Here is a 17,712-nt window from a genome sequence, read left to right as displayed (position 1 = left end):
TGCGGGATCAATTATTTGATCGCGATCAAGACTTTCATCTGTTTGTATCCATAACGTTGCCACCCGATCGTGCCGCCGGCAAACCACAATGGCAGGGGAGTCTATGGCCACCCAGCGATTCAAACAGTACTCCGTCCTTTCCATGAACACCTTCGCGTTCACGATGATGTTCATGGTCTGGACCATGTTCGGCGAGATCGGGGTGCCGATCCAGGAAGAGCTGGGCCTGACCAACACCCAGTTCGGCATTCTCACCTCGCTGCCGATCCTCACCGGCTCCCTGGTCCGGCTGCCCCTGGGCGCCTGGGCGGACAAGTACGGCGGCCGGCCGGTGTTCTTCATCCTCATGTTGTGCGTGCTGCCCGCAGTGTGGCTGGTGCAGTTCGCCACGGAGTACTGGCAGCTGCTCATCATCGGTGCCTTCGTGGGGCTGGCCGGGGGTTCGTTCTCCGTGGGTATTTCCTACACGGCCAAGTGGTTCGAGCGCGGCAAGCAGGGCCTGGCCATGGGCATTTTCGGCGCGGGTAACGCCGGCGCCGCGGTGACCAAGTACCTGGCGCCCACCATCATTGTGGTGCTGAGCTGGCAGGCGGTCGCCAATATCTACGCCGCCATCGTCGCCATTACTGCCATCCTGTTCTGGTTTTTCACCTACACCGAGCCTCAGCTCAAGGATCCGAACAAGAAGGCGCCGACGCTTCGCGAGCAGGTCAAAGTGCTGAACGACCCCAAGGTGTGGAAGTACTGCCAGTACTACTCCGTGGTGTTCGGCGGCTACGTGGGCGTGTCCCTGTACCTCACTCGCTACTACATGCTGGAGTACGGCGTCGGCATCCAGCTCGCCGCGCTCATCGCCACCATTTTCGTGCTGCCCTCGGGGGTGATCCGCGCCTTCGGCGGCTATCTCTCCGACCGGTTCGGTGCGCACACCGTGACCTGGGTGTGCATGTGGGCGAGCCTGGTCAGTTTCTTCTTCATGTCCTACCCGCCCACGGAGTACACCATCCAGCAGATGGGTGGCGAGACGCTGACCTTCACCCTGTCCATGCCGGTGTGGCTGTTCACCACGCTGCTGTTCATCGTCGGCATCGCCTGGGGCATCGGCAAGGCATCGGTGTTCAAGTACCTCTCCGACGAATACGACCACAACCTGGGCCTGGTGTCCGGCATGGTGGGCCTGTTCGGGGGTCTTGGTGGCTTCCTGCTGCCGCCGATGTTCGGCGCGCTGATCGATTTCACCGGCGTGACCACCAGTATCTGGATGCTGTGCTTCGGCTTCACCCTGGTGTCCGTGGTCTGGATGTGGTGGACGGAGCGGCGCCAGCCGGTGCTCACGCGGGACGTCTACCACCAGCCCACCGTGCGCAACGAGGCCGCCGGGCAGGACAACTGATCACTTGCATTGCCGGGGCCGGCCGTCCCGGCGTACCGCCACAGCGGCAAAAGGAGGCATGAAACCGTGGCTTGGAATCGAGACATCGAGCACTGGAATCCCGAGGACACGGAGTTCTGGGAGCGTGAGGGCAAGAAGGTTGCCTATCGCAACCTGTGGATCTCCATCCCTAATCTGTTGATGGGCTTCGCAGTCTGGATGATGTGGGGGATGATCACCGTGCAGATGATGAACATCGGCTTCCCGTTCTCCGAACGGGAGATGTTCACCATCACGGCCATTGCCGGCTTCACCGGTGCCACCCTCCGAATTCCGGCCTCGTTCTTCATCCGCATCGCCGGGGGGCGGAATACCATCTTCTTTCCTGATTAGCAACGACCGTCAGCTTGCGCTTGCTGGCGCGGCCACCGGGGGTGTATATACTGGTTATAATTACAGTATTCATGCCGGAGGCACGCCCCATGCCCATGAACCGCATCCAGTTCCAGCCCGGTCTGTCGTTGACCGCGTTCTTCCGCCACTACGGCGAGGAGGCCCAGTGCGCCGCGGCACTGGAGCAGGCCCGCTGGCCGCACGGCTTCCGCTGCCCTCGCTGTAACGGGCACGAGCACAGCCGCGTGCACGGACGCACCCACCCGCTGTTCCAATGCCGCAGTTGCCGACACCAGACCTCGCTGATCGCCGGCACGGTCATGCAGGGCACCAAGCTGCCCTTGACGGTGTGGTTTCTCGCCATCTACCTGCTCAGCCAGGCGAAGACGGGGCTGTCGGCGCTTGCGCTCGCACGCCAGCTCGGCGTGAGCTACCCCACCGCCTGGCTGATCCACCACAAGCTCATGGGGGCGATGGCCGAGCGCGAGGACAGGTACGTGCTCGCCGGTGACGTCCAGGTCGATGACGCCTACCTCGGCGGCGAGCGCAGCGGTGGCAAGGTCGGGCGCGGTTCCGAGAACAAATGCGCCTTCGTCGCCGCAGTCTCGCTCGACGACGAGGGCCATCCGCTGCGCGTCAAGCTCACGCCGGTGGCGACGTTCAGCGCCCGAGCCATTACCGACTGGGCCCGCGGGGCGCTCGCACCCGGCACCACCGTGTTCTCTGACGGGCTCGCGTGCTTCCGGGCGGTCGCGGCCGCCGGATGCACCCATCAGCCCACCGTCGTCGCGGGGCGCAAGCCAAGCCAGTTGCCCGAGTTCCAGTGGATCAACACCGTGCTCGGGAACCTCAAAACCAGTCTCTCCGGTTGCTACCATGCCTTCCGATTCCGCAAGTACGCCGCTCGCTACCTCGCCGCGTTCGCCTATCGCTTCAACCGCCGCTTCGACCTTGCCGCGCTCCCGCAACGGCTGCTCGTCGCCGCCGTACGCTGCGCGCCACACCCTCAACGCATCATCCGCGCTGAGGCTCCTTGCTAATCAGGTCTTCTTTAGCACCGCGCTGTTGATGATCCCGGCCATCGGCGCCTACTTCGCCCTGCAGAGCACCGACACGCCGTTGTGGGTGTTCCAGTTCCTGGCCTTCCTCTCGGGGATCGGCGGCGGCAATTTTGCCTGCTCCATGAGCAACATCTCGTCGTTTTTCCCGAAGCACCAGCAGGGACTGGCCCTGGGGTTGAACGCGGGCATTGGTAACTTCGGCGTCACCACCATGCAGATCGTTATCCCGCTGGTGATGACTGCCGCGGTGTTCGGCGCCCTCTCGGGTGACCCCATGCCGCTGGACAGCAGCAGCGGCACCATCCTCGGCCGCATCGAGGCGGGCACGGCCACCTGGATCCAGAACGCCGGCCTGGTCTGGTTCCTGGTGTTGATTCCGCTGGTGGCGGCGGCGTGGTTCGGCATGAACAACCTGCGCACGGTGACGCCGGATCCCGGTAACCCGCTGAGCGCCTTCGGCAAGATCCTGGGGCTGTACGGCGTCGCCTTCGTCACCTCGGGCATCGGCCTGTATCTGTTCCTTCCGCAGCCCTATGGGGCCGGTGTTCTGAACGTCTGGGTGGCACTGGTGCTGGTCATCGTCGCCACGCTTTTCCTGATGCGCATGCTGCCCGGTGGCATCGGTGCCGGGATGGCCAACCAGTTCGCCATCTTCAAGGACAAGCACACCTGGTCCATGACCTGGCTGTATATCGTCACCTTCGGCTCATTCATCGGCTTCTCGGCGGCGCTGCCGCTGTCCATCGAGGTGATCTTCGGTTACCGCTGGGTGGAGGAGGGCGGTGAGCTGGTGCGCCAGTCCAACCCGCATGCGCCCAGTGCGTTGACCTACGCCTGGATTGGGGCTTTCGTTGGTGCGTTGATCCGGCCAGTGGGGGGCTGGATCTCGGACAAGGCGGGCGGCGCCCTGGTCACCCAGGTGATCTCGGCGGTGATGGTGGTCGCCTCCGTGGCGGTGGGCTACGTGATGTCCCTGGCCTACGGCAGCGAGGCGCCTCACGAGTACTTCTGGATATTCCTGAGCCTGTTCGTGCTGATCTTCGCCGCCTCGGGTATCGGCAACGGTTCCACGTTCCGCACCATCGGTGTGCTGTTCAGCCCGCAGCAGAAGGGGCCGGTGCTGGGCTGGACGTCGGCCATTGCCGCCTACGGCGCCTTTGTCGCCCCACGGGTGATGGGCGAGCAGATCGAGGCGGGGACGCCGGAGCTGGCCATGTACGGCTTCGCAGTGTTCTACGCGGTGGGCCTGGTGATCAACCACTGGTTCTACCTGCGCCGTAACGCCTACGCGAAAAACCCCTGAGGGAGCTTCACCTTTCGTTTTGGCCCCGCCCATTCGGCGGGGCGTTTTGTTGTAATTTGCATGAATGATTAATCACGGCAGTAGGGGTACTGATATAGGAATAAAACGAACTACCTCGTAAGAGGTAGTTTATCGATAATTTGCCCGGCTAAGCCTGTTCCTTGATCTAAATCAAACGCCTATCCCTTCAGAGTGGTTAGCGTCCGTCCCAAGAGGTAACCCCCGGTCTGCGAGTTTGCCGGGTTTCAATTTGTAATCACCTTTCGGGAGGGGCGACTGTGGCCTTGAACCAAGACATAGAGAACTGGAATCCGGAAGATACCCAGTTCTGGGAAAGTCAGGGCAAACGGATTGCGTACCGCAACCTGTGGATCTCCATCCCCAATCTGCTGATGGGCTTCGCCGTCTGGCTGATGTGGGGGATGATCACCGTGCAGATGATGAACCTGGGGTTCGGGTTCACCGAGCTGCAGATGTTCACGGTGACCGCCATTGCCGGCTTTACCGGAGCGACGCTGCGTATCCCGGCGTCGTTCTTCATCCGCATCGCCGGCGGGCGCAACACCATCTTCTTCAGTACGGCACTGTTGATGATTCCGGCGTTCGGGGCGTACTTCGCCCTGCAGAACCCGGACACGCCCCTGTGGGTGTTCCAGTTGCTGGCGTTTCTCTCCGGCATCGGCGGCGGTAACTTTGCCTGCTCCATGAGCAACATCGCCACGTTCTTCCCGCGGCACCAGCAGGGTCTGGCGCTGGGGCTGAACGCGGGGCTCGGCAACTTCGGCGTCACCACCATGCAGATCGTCATTCCGATGGTGATGACGGCTGCAGTGTTCGGTGCCCTGTCGGGTACCCCCCTGCCGCTGGAGAGCAGCAGCGGCACCATCCTCGGGCGCATCGAGGCAGGTACCGATACCTGGATCCAGAACGCTGGCCTGGTTTGGGGCCTGGTGCTGATTCCGCTGGTGATTGCCGCCTGGTTCGGCATGAACAACCTCCGCACGGTCACGCCGAATCCGGGGCACCCGTTGGCGGCCTTCGGCAAGATCGGGGGCCTCTACCTGGCGGCGTTGCTGACCTCCGGGATCGGCCTGTGGCTGTTCCTGCCGCAACCCGTTGGTCTGGACCTGCTCAACGTCTGGGTGGCGCTGCTGCTGGTGATCATCGGGACGCTGCTGGTCATGCGGGCCATGCCGGCCGGGATCGGCGCCGGGATGACGACGCAGTTCGCCATCTTCAAGGACAAGCACACCTGGTCCATGACCTGGCTGTACATCGTCACCTTCGGCTCGTTCATCGGCTTTTCGGCGGCGCTGCCGCTGTCCATCGAAGTCATCTTCGGCAACATGTGGGTGCCCACTGATGACGGCGGCCTCGAGCGGGTCTCCAACCCCGACGGCCCGAGCGCACTGACCTACGCCTGGATCGGCCCGTTAGTCGGCGCCCTGATTCGCCCGGTCGGCGGCTGGGTCTCCGACAAGGTGGGCGGCGCACTGGTCACCCAGGTGATCTCGGCAGTGATGGTGGTCGCCTCCGTGGCGGTGGGCTACGTGATGTCCCTCGCCTACGGGACCGAGGCGCCGCACGAGTACTTCTGGATCTTCCTGGTGCTGTTCATCGTCATCTTCGCCGCTTCGGGGATCGGCAACGGCTCCACATTCCGCACCATCGGCGTGCTGTTCGATCAGCAGCAGAAAGGGCCGGTGCTGGGCTGGACCTCGGCCATTGCCGCCTACGGCGCCTTCATCGCGCCGCGGGTGATGGGCGAGCAGATCCAGGCGGGGACGCCGGAGCTGGCCATGTACGGCTTCGCGGTGTTCTACGCGGTGGGCCTGGTGATCAACCACTGGTTCTACCTGCGCCGCAACGCCTACGCGAAAAACCCCTGATGCCCTGAACCATGGACCGCTCGCGGTGGCCCCAAGTGGGGCCCCGCGATACGGGGCCACGGCTGGATCCAATCCGGAAACGGGAAAGAGAGCAAATGTCCGAGTCAGCAGCAGTCAACGTCAAGGGAAGCCGGATCAGGACGCTGATCGTCACCGCATTCGGCTTCTTCATGGGCATCTCCGGGATCGCCCTGTTCGGGCCCACGGCGGCCCTCTTGCGGGAGCCCATGGAGTTGTCCGCCACGCAGGTCGGCTGGCTGGTTGCCATGCCGGCCCTCAGCGGCGCGTTGATCCGCGTCGTCTTCGGCGCCTGGGCCGATGCCACCGGCGGCAAGATCCCGTTCCTGTCGCTACTGGGGATCATGCTGGGCGCCATGGCCATCCTGGTGTTCATCCTGTTCGCCTACTACCCGGATGACCTGGGGCCGCACTTCTACCCGGTGCTGCTCCTGCTGGGTGCGGTGATCGGCTTCGGCGTGGATACCTTCTCCGTGGGCATTCCCATGAACGCCTACTGGAGCCCCATGCGCAAGCAGGGGCGGGCGCTGGGCGTGTTCGCCGGGTTCGGTAACGCCGGTGCCGGGGCGTTCACCCTGTTCGTGCCCTTCCTGGTGGCGGCGCTGACCCTGCCGGGTGCCTACCTGTTCTGGATCATCCTGGTGGGGATCGCGTTCCTGCTGGTGGCGGTGTTCGCCCAGAACGCGCCGTATTTCCAGCTGCACCAGCGTGACGGCTTGCCGCGGGACGAAGCCGAGGCCATCGCCAAAAAGTTCGGCCAGGAGGCGTTTCCGCGCGAGAGCCTGTGGCCGGCACTGTTCGAGGCAGCGCGGGCCTGGCGTAACTGGGCCCTGGTACTGACGTACTTTGTCTCCTTCGGCGGCTTCCTGGCCCTGACGGCCTGGCTGCCCACCTACTGGTATGACTACCACGGCATGACCGCGACCATGGCCGGCTCGCTGGCGGCGGCCTTCGGTATCTGGACCGGGCTGGTGCGTGTGCCCGGCGGCGCCATGGCGGACGTGCTGGGCGGGGAGCCCACGAACTTCATCGCCTTCGGGCTCGCCTTTATCGGCTCCGTCACGCTGATCTTCGCCGATGGTGCCGGGCCAGCCCTGGTCGGCACCATGCTCATTGCTACAGGCTTCGGGATCTCCAATGCCGCGCAGTTCAGCCTTGTGCCGATCTACCTGCCCCGCGCCATCGGCGGGGCGGCTGGCTGGATCGGGGGGCTCGGCGGCTTCGGCGGCACGGCCTTCCCTCCCATCATGGGCTTCTTTGTCGACTGGCAGGGTGAACAGGGCTTCGCCAACGGTTTCATCGTGTTCGCGGCGCTGTCGCTGATGAGTATCGGCATCATGATTCTGCTGCGAGCAACGCGCGGTGGGGTGGCGGCAGCCGTCGCGGCGGCGGACGAGCGCGCCGCGAAGAAGGGCGGCACGGTCCCGGATACCGGCCCCGGCGAGTCGGCGACTCAGCCGGAGAACACCTGACAGGACGACGGAGGTCGAACGCCATGAGCAAGGTCATTGTAGGAACGGACGGTTCGGAATGCTCCCAGCGTGCGCTGCGCTGGGCAGTGGCAGAGGCGCGCCTGCGCGCCTGTCCGGTGCATGTTGTCTACGCGGTGGACTGGCGGGCCCTGAACGAAGCGATCTTCATTTCCCCCTCGCAGAAAGAGGTGGACGAGGAGGCGCAGAGCGTGCTGGACCGGGTAGTGGGTGAATTGGGCGACGTCAGCGACGTCGCCCTGGAGACCCGGGTGATGCATGTCACGGATCGCCACGGCCCGTCGGCGGTGATGCTGGATGCCGCCGACGAAGAGGGCGACATCGTCGTGGTCGGCACCCGGGGCAGCGGTGCGGTCAAGGGGGCGCTTATCGGCTCCATCAGTCATCGCCTGTTGCATTTCGCTCATTGTCCCGTCGTGGTGATCCCGTGAGATTCCTGAAGGTTCAGTTTTTGGGGCCATACTTCGCAAAGACGATGCGAAATACCACTAAAGAGAGATGGTCTTTCTCGCCCGATTCAAGGCTTTCTCATGCGGGCCGGCATTTTGCCTTTGTGACTGGAGCGGAGTTGATTTGAGTCAACGTTTGCAGCCGGGCGCACGCGTAGCTTTTAGTCTGAAAATCGGCTCTCGGGTCGGGTTGTTAATAGACAGGAGATTGCTATGAGTTTCTTTCTGGACAGACTGACGTTCTTCCAGCGCACCAAAGAGGAGTTCGCCGACGGCCACGGTGTTGTCACCGATGACCCCCGACGCTGGGAAGATGCCTATCGCAGCCGCTGGCAGCACGACAAGATCGTGCGCTCCACCCACGGGGTGAACTGCACCGGCGCTTGCAGTTGGAAGATCTACGTCAAGAACGGCCTGGTTACCTGGGAGACCCAGCAGACTGACTACCCTCGTACGCGGCCCGACATGCCCAACCATGAGCCTCGCGGCTGCGCGCGGGGCGCCAGCTACTCCTGGTACATCTACAGCGCCAACCGCCTCAAGCACCCGATGGCGCGTGGTCACCTGCTGCGGCTTTGGCGCGAGGCGCGCAAGGTGCACAAGGATCCGGTGGATGCCTGGGCCTCCATCGTCGAGGACCCGGAGAAGGCGAAGCAGTACAAGTCCCGCCGCGGCAAGGGCGGGCTGGTGCGCAGCACCTGGGACGAGGTGAATGAGCTGGTCGCCTCGGCCAACGCCTACACCATCAAGCAGTACGGCCCGGACCGGGTGATCGGCTTCTCGCCCATCCCGGCAATGTCGATGGTCAGCTACGCCGCCGGCTCGCGGTACATGTCCCTGCTGGGTGGCGTGTGCATGAGCTTCTACGACTGGTACTGCGACCTGCCTCCCAGTTCCCCGCAGACCTGGGGCGAGCAGACCGACGTGCCGGAATCCGCCGACTGGTACAACTCCGGCTTCATCATGATGTGGGGCTCCAACGTGCCGCAGACGCGCACCCCGGACGCCCACTTCATGACCGAAGTGCGCTACAAGGGCACGGAGATCGTCACCGTGTGCCCGGACTACTCCGAGGCCTCCAAGTTCGCCGATATGTGGCTGAACCCGAAGCAGGGTACCGACTCGGCGCTGGGCATGGCCCTCGGCCACGTGATGCTCAAGGAGTTTCACGTTGACAACCCCAGTCCGTACTTCCAGGAGTACGCGCGCAAGTACACCGACTTCCCCTGCCTGGTGCGCCTGGACAAGACTGACAAGGGCTACCAGGCCGGTCGCCTGCTGCGCGCCTCGGACTTTGACAAGGCGCTGGACCAGAAGAACAACCCCGAGTGGAAGACCGTCGCCTGGGACGAGAACAGCGACACCGCCGTGGTGCCTCAGGGCTCCATCGGCTTCCGCTGGGGCGAGGACGGCCAGTGGAACCTGGAAGAGAAGCGGGCCGATGGCAAGGACACCAAGCTGCGCCTGACCCACGCGGGTGTCAGTGACGACGTGGCCGAAGTGGGTTTTCCTTACTTCGGCGGCCTGGAGCACGAACTGGGCCGGTTTACCCCGAACCCCCAGGAAGACGTCATCTACCGCAAGGTGCCGGTGCGCAGAATCACGCTCGCCGACGGCGAAGAGGCCCTGGTGGCCTCGGTGTTCGATCTGATTACCGCGCACTACGGCGTGGATCGCGGCCTGGACTGCCCGAACACGCCCAAGAGCTACGATGACAACATGCCCTACACGCCCAAGTGGCAGGAGCAGATCACGGGCGTGTCGCCGGACAAGGTCATCAAGGTCGCGCGGCGCTTCGCCCAGAACGCCGACAAGACCCAGGGGCGGTCCATGGTCATCCTCGGTGCCGGTCTCAACCACTGGTACCACATGGACATGAACTACCGCGCCATCATCAACATGCTGGTGTTCTGCGGCTGTGTCGGCCAGAGCGGCGGCGGCTGGGCGCACTATGTGGGGCAGGAGAAGCTGCGCCCGCAGACCGGCTGGCAGCCGCTGGCCTTCGCCCTGGACTGGGCGCGGCCGCCGCGGCACATGAACTCCACCTCGTTCTTCTACGCCCACACCGATCAGTGGCGCTACGAGAAGCTGCAGGTGGCGGACATGCTCTCGCCGCTGGCCAACAAGGAGGACTTCCACGGCAGCCTGATCGACTTCAACGTCCGCTCCGAGCGCATGGGCTGGCTGCCGTCGGCACCGCAGCTCGCCGCCAACCCGTTGCAGGTGGCGAAGGACGCCGCCGCCGCCGGCAAGGATCCGAAGGACTACGTGGTCGAGCAGCTCAAGAGCGGCAAGCTTGCCATGGCCTGCGAGGACCCGGACAACCCGGTGAACCACCCGCGCAACCTGTTCGTGTGGCGCTCCAACCTGCTGGGCGCCAGCGGCAAGGGCCACGAGTACTTCCTCAAGCACCTGCTGGGCACCAACCACGGCGTGCAGGGCAAGGACCTGGGCGAAGAAGGCGCCGTGAAGCCGGAAGAAGTGGTGTGGCGGGACGAGGAGCCCCAAGGCAAGCTGGACCTGCTCACCACGCTGGACTTCCGTATGTCCACCACGTGTCTGTACTCCGACATCGTGCTGCCCACGGCCACCTGGTACGAGAAGAACGATCTCAACACCTCGGACATGCACCCGTTCATCCATCCGTTGTCAGAGGCGGTGAACCCCTGCTGGGAGTCCCGTTCCGACTGGGACATCTACAAGGGACTGGCGAAGACGTTCTCCCGTGTGTGCCAGGGCCACCTGGGCAAGGAGACGGATATCGTCACGCTGCCGCTGCTCCATGACAGCCCGGCGGAGCTCGGGCAGGCCTTCGAGGTCAAGGACTGGAAGAAGGGCGAGTGCGAGCCGGTGCCCGGCAAGACCATGCCGCAGCTCGTGCCGGTGGAGCGCGACTATCCCAACGTCTACGCCCGCTTCACGGCCCTGGGGCCGCTGATGAAGGACGTGGGCAATGGCGGCAAGGGCATTGCCTGGAACACCGAGCACGAGGTTGACTTCCTCGGCAAGCTCAACGGTGTCCACCGCGACGACGCCGTGAACAAGGGCATGCCGAAGATCGAGTCGGCCATCGACGCCGCTGAGGTCATTCTCAGCCTTGCACCCGAGACCAACGGCGAGGTGGCGGTGAAGGCGTGGAGCGCCCTGTCCAAGCAGACGGGCCGTGATCACACGCATCTGGCCCTGAACAAGGAAGAGGAGAAGATCCGCTTCCGCGACCTGGTGGCGCAGCCGCGCAAGATCATTTCCTCACCCACCTGGTCGGGCCTGGAGTCGGAGCACGTCTCCTACAACGCCGGCTATACCAACGTCCACGAGCTCATTCCATGGCGCACGCTCACGGGGCGGCAGCAGCTCTACCAGGATCATCCCTGGATGCGGGCGTTCGGTGAAGGCTTCGTGGCCTACCGGCCGCCGGTGAACATGCGCACCACCCAGACCATTCAAGGGGTGCGCGGCAACGGCAATGAGGAGATCGCGCTGAACTGGATCACCCCGCACCAGAAGTGGGGCATCCACAGCACCTACAGCGAGAACCTGATCATGCTCACGCTCTCCCGCGGCGGGCCGTGTGTCTGGATGAGCGAGATCGACGCGCAGAAGGTGGGCATTGTCGACAACGACTGGATCGAGTGCTTCAACTCCAATGGCGCTCTCGTGGCCCGCTCCGTGGTCAGCCAGCGTGTCCCCGAAGGCATGGTGATGATGTACCACGCCCAGGAGAAGCTGGTGAACACCCCCGGATCGGAGATCTCCGGCGAGCGGGGCGGCATCCACAACTCCGTCACCCGGACCGTGCTCAAACCCACCCACATGATCGGCGGCTATGCCCAGCAGAGCTACGGCTTCAACTACTACGGCACCGTCGGCTCCAACCGCGACGAGTTCGTGGTGGTGCGCAAGATGGATCAGGTGGACTGGCTCGAGGGTGACGACGAAAGCATTTACGAGGCGGAGGAACAGGCATGAAGGTTCGCGCACAGATCGGAAAGGTCCTGAACCTGGACAAGTGCATCGGGTGTCACACCTGCTCGGTGACCTGCAAGAACGTCTGGACCTCGCGGGAGGGCATGGAGTACGCCTGGTTCAACAACGTGGAGACCAAACCCGGCGTCGGTTACCCGAAGGACTGGGAGAACCAGGACCGCTGGAACGGCGGCTGGACGGTCAGGAACGGTGATCTGCAGCCCAGGGCCGGGTCGAAGTGGCGCATCCTCGCCAACATCTTCTACAACCCGGATCTGCCATCCATCCAGGATTTCTACGAGCCCTTCAACTTCGACTACCAGCGGCTCCACAATGCCCCTGACTCCAAGCACCAGCCGGTGGCCAAGCCGTTCTCGGCGCTCACCGGGCAGCCCATGGACAAGATCGAGTGGGGCCCGAACTGGGAGGAAATCCTGGGTGGGGAGTTCGAGAAGCGCTCCCAGGACTACAACTTCCAGAACATCCAGAAGGAGATCTACGGGCAGTTCGAAAACACCTTCATGATGTATCTGCCCCGGCTGTGCGAGCACTGCCTGAACCCCACGTGCGTTGCCTCGTGCCCCTCCGGCGCGATCTACAAGCGTGAGGAGGACGGCATCGTCCTGATCGACCAGGACAAGTGCCGCGGCTGGCGCATGTGCATCTCCGGGTGCCCGTACAAGAAGATCTACTACAACTGGCAGAGCGGCAAGTCCGAGAAGTGCACCTTCTGCTTCCCGCGCATCGAAGTGGGCGAGCCCACGGTCTGCTCGGAGACCTGCGTGGGGCGCATCCGCTACCTGGGGGTGATCCTCTACGACGCCGATCGCATCCAGGAGGCCGCCTCGGCGCCGTCCGAGCAGGATCTCTACGAACAGCAGATGCGCGTGTTCCTGGACCCGCATGACCCGGAGGTCATCGAAGCGGCGAAGAAGGAAGGCATCCCGGAGCAGTGGCTTGAGGCCGCCCAGCGGTCACCGGTCTACAAGATGGCCATGGACTGGAAGGTCGCCTTCCCGCTGCACCCCGAGTACCGGACGCTGCCCATGGTGTGGTACGTGCCGCCCCTGTCGCCGATCCAGTCGGCGGCGGACGCCGGCAACATCGACAACGAAGGGCTGATTCCGGACGTGGGCTCACTGCGCATCCCGGTGAAGTACCTGGCCAACATGCTCACTGCCGGTGACGAGCGGCCGGTGATCAAGGCCTTGGAGCGGATGCTTGCAATGCGCAAGTTCAAGCGCAGTCAGACCGTGGACGGTGATCCGGATTACAGCGTGCTGGAGCAGGTTGGGCTGTCGGAAGACATGGTGGAGGACATGTACCAGATCATGGCCATCGCCAACTACGAGGATCGCTTCGACATTCCCACCAACAGCAAGGAGCTCTCCCACCAGGATCCCTACGGCGAACGCTCCGGCTGCGGCTTCAGCTTTGGTGACGGCTGCAACACTGCCAGCACGGGTCGCACCCAGGTGGACATCTTTGGCGGGCGGCGTGCCTCGCGGCGGGAGTACGGCTTCCCCGACATCCAGGTCTACCAGTCCGGCGCATCCAGGAAGCCGAAGGTGACCGAGGAGGGATCGTCATGAAGGTGCTCAAAGTCATTGCTCTGTTGCTCGACTACCCGGACGAGATGGTGCAGACGTACGGCGGCGAGCTCATCGACGTGATCGGCGGGGAGCACCGCCTGGAATCCGGCACGCGGCGCCAGCTCGTTGAGCTGGTGCGGCGTCGCCAGGAGGCCGACCTCATGGACGTCCAGGCCGAGTACGTCGGCCTGTTCGACCGTAGTCGCTCGCTCTCCCTGCACCTTTTCGAGCACGTGCACGGGGAGTCCCGCGACCGCGGGCAGGCCATGGTGGATCTGCAGAACGTCTATCGCGAGGAAGGGCTGGAAGTCAGCGCCAACGAGCTACCGGACTACGTGCCGCTGTTCCTGGAGTTCTGCTCCCGGTTGCCGGAGGAGAACGCCAAGGCCTGGCTGGAGGAGGTGTGGCACCTGCTGCAGCTGCTGCACGGGCGCCTGGCGGAGCGCGACAGCGAGTACCAGTGGCTGTTCAAGGGGCTCATCGAGCTGGGTGGCCTGGAGACGGCGGACGAGCAGCTCCAGCGCCAGCTTCGTGACGAGGAGCGGGACGACACGCCGGAGAAGCTCGACGAGGTCTGGGCCGAAGAGCCCGTGACCTTCGGGCCCACCTCCGGGGGCTGCGGCGGCGCCACGACGAACCAGGGCCAGGCCGTCCCGGTGGACTGGTCGGCACTCAAGCGCAACAGCGCCTAGCGGCTACCGCGGGCGTCAAGGAGAATCAGCATGTACACATACTTTCATGATCTGGCATTCGCGGTGTTCCCCTACATCGCCGGCGCGGTGTTCCTGGTGGGCAGCCTCATCCGCTTCGAGAAGAGCCAGTACACCTGGAAGAGCAACACCACCCAGTTCACCTCCGGGGGGCGGAGTTTCCGCTGGGGCATCAATCTCTTCCATATCGGGATCATCTTCCTCTTCTTCGGCCACCTCATCGGGCTGCTGACACCGGAGCCGGTCTATAACGCCGTGGGCCTGACCACCGGCGGCAAGCAGCTCCTGGCCATCGTCTCCGGCGGGATCTTCGGCATGATCACCCTGGTGGGCGTGGTGATCCTGTTGCACCGCCGCCTGACCGACCCCTACGTGCGCAAGACCAGCTACCCGATGGACACCTTCATCCTGGTCCTGCTCGCCGCGCAGCTGGTTACCGGGTTGCTGACCATCACGGTATCCACCGGCCATCTCGACGGGGCCATCCTGAGCCAGATCCAGGCGTGGGCACAGGCCCTGGTGACGTTCCAGACCGGCGCCGCGGCGACCATCTACGACGTGCACTGGATCTACAAGATGCACATGTTCCTGGGCATGCTCATGTTCCTGGTCTTCCCGTTCACGCGGCTGGTCCACATCTGGAGCGTCCCCTACGGCTACATCTGGCGCGCCTGGCAGGTGGTCCGCATGCGGGCGGTGTAAGCCTGGTCTCCAATTGTGGGAGCGACGTCAGTCGCGACGAACGTCGCTCCCACAAGGGGCTTCGGACCGAAAGAACCGTAGGGTGGACCTTCAGGTCCACCATCAGGCCTCGAAAGGTGGACCTGAAGGTCCACCCTACGGCGCCTACAACGCCCACGGCCACAGGCAGGGCCCGCAGGAGCGGCGCACGCCGCGACCACCGAATCGTCGGGTGCATCCCTTGATGCACCCACCAGACACAACCGGAGGACCCCATGTCCATCCACGTCAACGGCATCGAAATCTCGAGCCGGGCCATCAACATCGAGTCCGCGTATCACCAGGAGTCCGGTGCCGATCCGCGCTACGCACAGCGCCGTGCAGCGGTGGCACTGACGGTCCGCGAGCTCCTCAAGCAACGCGCCGAGCAGCTGCGCATGGAGGTTCCCGACGAGGACGATGCGCTGGATCCGGTGATCGACGAACTCATCGCCGAGGAAGTCCACATCCCTGAAGCGGACACCGAAACCTGCCGTCGCTGGTATGAGCAGAACCCGTCGCGCTTCCGCTCGCCGGATCTGGCCGAGGTGCGTCACATCCTCATCGCCGGCCATCCGGAGGATCTCAAGGAGCGCGAGCAGGCGCGTACCACCGCCGAGCAGCTCATCGAGGAGTTGCAGCACAACCCCGGCGTCTTCGCCGAGCGGGCGAAGCAGTACTCGCGCTGCCCGTCGGCGGAGCAGGGCGGGTGGCTGGGTCAGGTCAGCAACGGCGAGACCGTGCCCGAGTTCGAGGACGCGGTGCTGCGCCTGCCGGTGGGCCTGGCCGAGCAGCCCATCAAGACGCGCTACGGCTTTCACGTGGTGGACGTGCTGCAGCACGTCTCCGGTGAGCAGCTCCCGTTCGAGGCGGTGGAAGCGCGTATCAAGGAGTATCTGGAGGTCGTCTCGCGGCAGCGGGCCATCAGTCAATACATCAAGCTCCTGGCGGGCGAGGCCGAGATCCGCGGCATCGACCTGGACCAGGCCGAATCCCTTCTGATCCAGTAAGGCAGATCAATGAACAGTAATATCCGCATTCAGAGCTTCAGTGACCTACTGGAAGTAGGACTACAGCAGGCCGAGCCCCAACGCCTGTTGCTGGTGTTGCTCAAGGCCGAGCCCGAAGACGAGGCCACGCACCACAACAACGGCGAGGCCATTGAAGGGGGTGGGCTGCTGCGCCCGGTCATGGCCACCGACCGGGAACTCAACGAGGAACTACGCCTGGACGCGCTGGTGGAAGAAGCGGACCAGTCCGGCCTCAGCTGGGATCTGATCATGGTGTCCAGTCTCTCCGCCTCCGGTGGGCGCTTGCCCACCGAAGAGGAGGCCGAGCCCTACCTCAAGCAGATGGCCGAGGCAGTGGAGATGGGCGCCGATCTGTCCCGCTACGCCGTGTTCGACCGTGCCGGCAGCCCGGTGCAGTTGCAGACACGCATGACCAACTGATACCGGGGCGAGAACACGCGTGACCGATTGCTGCAGTACCAATCAGCCCATGCAGGCGCCGGCCGAGGCGCTGGAGCGGATGCTCGGAGCCGTGGCGCCGTCCGGGACGTCGGAGACCGTTCCGCTGAACGATGCCCTCGGGCGGGTGCTTGCGCGTGATCTGGTCTCGCGGGTCACCGCACCACCTCATGACAACTCGGCCATGGACGGCTATGCCCTCCGCGCCGCCGACGCCCGGGCCCTGGGAGGCGAGCTGCCCCTGTCCGGCGTGGCCGCGGCGGGACAACCACCGGTGGAACTGCCCCCCGGCACCGCCATGCGCATCTTCACTGGTGCGCCGATTCCCCATGGTGCGGATACCGTGGTCATGCAGGAGCGCTGCGCGGAGGGGGCCGGGCAGGTGACCGTTCCGGAGGGCCCGACGGCAGGGGATCATATCCGTATGGCCGGTGAGGATCTGACCGGCGGCGCCCCCATTCTGGCCGGAGGCACGCGCCTGCAGCCCCAGCACCTGGCCCTGGCGGCCACCGCCGGTTACGGAGCGCTTCCCGTGCGGCCGCGGCTGCGTGTTGCCGTCCTCGTCACCGGCGACGAGCTGGTGGACCCTGGCACCGACATCGCCCCGGGGCAGATTTTCAACTCCAATGGCTATGCACTGCTCGGGCTGCTGCAGGGTCTGGGTTGTGACGTCCGCGGTCCCGCGATTGTCCCCGATGATCCGGACACGACGCGGACCATGCTGGAGGAGGCTGCCGATGATGCGGATTTCATCGTCACCAGTGGTGGTGTGTCCGTCGGCGATGCGGATTTCGTCAAAGACGCCGTGGATAGCCTCGGCCATCTGGATCTCTGGCGCATCAGCATCAAGCCGGGCAAGCCGATTGCGTTCGGCCAGGTGAACTCCACACCGTTCCTTGGCCTGCCGGGCAACCCGGTCTCCATGTTCGTGACCTTCTGCCTTTTCGGCCGGCCCCTGATCCTGAAACGACAGGGCGTCGCCGACGTCCATCCCCGCACCGCGCCGGTGCGGGCAGACTTCACCCTGGACAAGGCCGACCCCCGGACCCGCTACCTGCGTGCCCGCATCGCCACCGAAGGCGACCACCAGCGTGCCAGCCTGTATCCCGACCAGGGCTCCGGCATCATGAGCTCCACCACCTGGGCCAACGCTCTGTTGGAAATCCCGCCGGACACGCCCGTCCGTCAAGGCGCCATCGTTCAGGCCTACCCCTACTACGAACTCCTGAATTAGTCCGCAGACTGCTCCCCCGGTCTGTCGATGCTGTCGGCGTCTGGAC

At 64.4% G+C, this 17,712-nt stretch carries 14 protein-coding genes; all 14 read left to right on the top strand.

The window, feature by feature from the left end:
• The first annotated feature begins 103 nt into the window (after positions 1-103).
• The 14 genes from KU884_RS11570 to glp all read left to right on the top strand — a co-directional run bounded on the left by KU884_RS11570 (position 104) and on the right by glp (position 17,666).
• Positions 104-1,393, top strand: a complete 1,290-nt coding sequence (locus KU884_RS11570) for a nitrate/nitrite transporter (protein WP_167782787.1) — start codon at positions 104-106, stop codon at positions 1,391-1,393.
• 66 nt (positions 1,394-1,459) lie between these two features.
• Entirely contained in the window at positions 1,460-1,765 is a 306-nt protein-coding gene (locus KU884_RS11565) for a hypothetical protein (protein ID WP_254432031.1), read from the top strand.
• Between the two features lie 89 nt (positions 1,766-1,854).
• Positions 1,855-2,805 carry an IS1595 family transposase gene (locus KU884_RS11560; RefSeq protein ID WP_167782786.1) on the top strand — a complete coding sequence of 317 codons (951 nt, stop codon included), beginning with the start codon at positions 1,855-1,857 and terminating at the stop codon, positions 2,803-2,805.
• A gap of 28 nt (positions 2,806-2,833) precedes the next feature.
• A complete protein-coding gene (locus KU884_RS11555) occupies positions 2,834-4,129 on the top strand; it encodes an antiporter (RefSeq protein ID WP_254432030.1) in 1,296 nt (431 codons plus the stop codon).
• Positions 4,130-4,407: 278 nt separating this feature from the next.
• Complete coding sequence (locus KU884_RS11550; RefSeq protein ID WP_254432029.1) at positions 4,408-6,018, top strand: MFS transporter; 1,611 nt, start codon at positions 4,408-4,410, stop codon at positions 6,016-6,018.
• 95 nt (positions 6,019-6,113) lie between these two features.
• Positions 6,114-7,508 carry a nitrate/nitrite transporter gene (locus KU884_RS11545; RefSeq protein WP_167782784.1) on the top strand — a complete coding sequence of 465 codons (1,395 nt, stop codon included), beginning with the start codon at positions 6,114-6,116 and terminating at the stop codon, positions 7,506-7,508.
• Positions 7,509-7,531: 23 nt separating this feature from the next.
• Positions 7,532-7,957: a universal stress protein gene (locus KU884_RS11540; protein WP_167782783.1), complete on the top strand. Its 426-nt coding sequence runs from the start codon at positions 7,532-7,534 to the stop codon at positions 7,955-7,957.
• A gap of 231 nt (positions 7,958-8,188) precedes the next feature.
• Positions 8,189-11,944 carry a nitrate reductase subunit alpha gene (locus KU884_RS11535; RefSeq protein ID WP_167782782.1) on the top strand — a complete coding sequence of 1,252 codons (3,756 nt, stop codon included), beginning with the start codon at positions 8,189-8,191 and terminating at the stop codon, positions 11,942-11,944.
• Positions 11,941-13,533: a nitrate reductase subunit beta gene (gene narH / locus KU884_RS11530; protein WP_254432028.1), complete on the top strand. Its 1,593-nt coding sequence runs from the start codon at positions 11,941-11,943 to the stop codon at positions 13,531-13,533. The genes KU884_RS11535 and narH overlap by 4 nt, the downstream gene beginning before the upstream one ends.
• Positions 13,530-14,225: a nitrate reductase molybdenum cofactor assembly chaperone gene (gene narJ, locus KU884_RS11525; RefSeq protein WP_167782781.1), complete on the top strand. Its 696-nt coding sequence runs from the start codon at positions 13,530-13,532 to the stop codon at positions 14,223-14,225. The genes narH and narJ overlap by 4 nt, the downstream gene beginning before the upstream one ends.
• Before the next feature lie 30 nt (positions 14,226-14,255).
• Entirely contained in the window at positions 14,256-14,945 is a 690-nt protein-coding gene (gene narI / locus KU884_RS11520) for a respiratory nitrate reductase subunit gamma (RefSeq protein ID WP_167782780.1), read from the top strand.
• A gap of 254 nt (positions 14,946-15,199) precedes the next feature.
• Positions 15,200-15,973, top strand: coding sequence for a peptidylprolyl isomerase (locus KU884_RS11515; RefSeq protein WP_167782779.1), 774 nt, complete (start codon positions 15,200-15,202; stop codon positions 15,971-15,973).
• 9 nt (positions 15,974-15,982) lie between these two features.
• On the top strand, positions 15,983-16,414 hold the full coding sequence (locus tag KU884_RS11510) for a hypothetical protein (protein WP_167782778.1): 432 nt from the start codon (positions 15,983-15,985) through the stop codon (positions 16,412-16,414).
• Between the two features lie 19 nt (positions 16,415-16,433).
• Entirely contained in the window at positions 16,434-17,666 is a 1,233-nt protein-coding gene (gene glp, locus KU884_RS11505; RefSeq protein WP_217351352.1) for a gephyrin-like molybdotransferase Glp, read from the top strand.
• Positions 17,667-17,712 lie beyond the last annotated feature (46 nt).

The organism is Aquisalimonas sp. 2447 (genome assembly GCF_012044895.1).
Taxonomy (GTDB): Bacteria; Pseudomonadota; Gammaproteobacteria; order Nitrococcales; family Aquisalimonadaceae; genus Aquisalimonas.
The sequence above is the reverse complement of the archived record's forward strand: the minus strand, read 5'-3'. Positions and strand labels throughout refer to the sequence as shown.

Bases quoted from the DNA above. Each gene is read 5' to 3' on its own strand.
- KU884_RS11570 (WP_167782787.1), top strand. From the start codon at position 104: ATGGCCACCCAGCGATTCAAACAGTACTCCGTCCTTTCCATGAACACC.
- KU884_RS11560 (WP_167782786.1), top strand. From the start codon at position 1,855: ATGCCCATGAACCGCATCCAGTTCCAGCCCGGTCTGTCGTTGACCGCG.
- KU884_RS11555 (WP_254432030.1), top strand. From the start codon at position 2,834: ATGATCCCGGCCATCGGCGCCTACTTCGCCCTGCAGAGCACCGACACG.
- KU884_RS11545 (WP_167782784.1), top strand. From the start codon at position 6,114: ATGTCCGAGTCAGCAGCAGTCAACGTCAAGGGAAGCCGGATCAGGACG.
- KU884_RS11540 (WP_167782783.1), top strand. From the start codon at position 7,532: ATGAGCAAGGTCATTGTAGGAACGGACGGTTCGGAATGCTCCCAGCGT.
- KU884_RS11535 (WP_167782782.1), top strand. From the start codon at position 8,189: ATGAGTTTCTTTCTGGACAGACTGACGTTCTTCCAGCGCACCAAAGAG.
- narH (WP_254432028.1), top strand. From the start codon at position 11,941: ATGAAGGTTCGCGCACAGATCGGAAAGGTCCTGAACCTGGACAAGTGC.
- narJ (WP_167782781.1), top strand. From the start codon at position 13,530: ATGAAGGTGCTCAAAGTCATTGCTCTGTTGCTCGACTACCCGGACGAG.
- narI (WP_167782780.1), top strand. From the start codon at position 14,256: ATGTACACATACTTTCATGATCTGGCATTCGCGGTGTTCCCCTACATC.
- KU884_RS11515 (WP_167782779.1), top strand. From the start codon at position 15,200: ATGTCCATCCACGTCAACGGCATCGAAATCTCGAGCCGGGCCATCAAC.
- KU884_RS11510 (WP_167782778.1), top strand. From the start codon at position 15,983: ATGAACAGTAATATCCGCATTCAGAGCTTCAGTGACCTACTGGAAGTA.